Genomic DNA, 504 nt, shown 5'->3' with positions numbered 1-504 from the left:
GGGCGCGGTGGTCCCGGGCGTCATCGCCGCCGCCGCGGCGCTCGCGGCCCTGCAGGTGTTCGTCCTCAACCCGTTGGCCGCCGCGCCCGGCGACCGCGGCCTCGGGAGGATCTACGCGGACCTGAGCGCGGCGGGCCAGCTCGGCGTCCCCTTCGTCCTCTCGGCCGTGAGCCTGGCGGCCGGGCTCGGCGTGGCCGCGGTCCTGTGGTTCCTCACGTGGCGTCGCGAGGAGGTCGACCCGCTGGCGGTCCTCGCCCTGGGCCTCGCCTCGCTCGTCGCCGCGTCTCCGGCCTACTTCATGGCCTCGTTCGGGCCGGGCATGGCGCTCGCGGACACCTACGGCGTCGGCGGGGGCGACCACAGCCCGTGGGCCTGGCCGATCTACGTGGTCAGCGTGCTGGCGTTGGCGGGGCTGGTCGCCGTCGTCGTGCTCCTGCTGCGCGGTCCGGCCGGCGGACTCGGCGCCCCGCGGCGCCGGGCCTAGGTGTTGTGGGTCATGAGGTT

The 504-nt window shown here is 76.4% G+C and carries 1 protein-coding gene; it reads left to right on the top strand.

Features of this window, described 5'->3' with window-relative positions:
* Window positions 1-484 (top strand): hypothetical protein (locus tag HMPREF3105_RS10900; RefSeq protein WP_141762519.1); only part of this gene is annotated, 484 nt, incomplete at its 5' end.
* Window positions 485-504 lie beyond the last annotated feature (20 nt).

The sequence above is a fragment of the Micrococcus sp. HMSC31B01 genome, assembly GCF_001816085.1.
In the GTDB taxonomy this organism is placed as follows: domain Bacteria; phylum Actinomycetota; class Actinomycetes; order Actinomycetales; family Micrococcaceae; genus Micrococcus; species Micrococcus luteus.
This window is presented reverse-complemented; position numbering and strand designations above follow the sequence as displayed.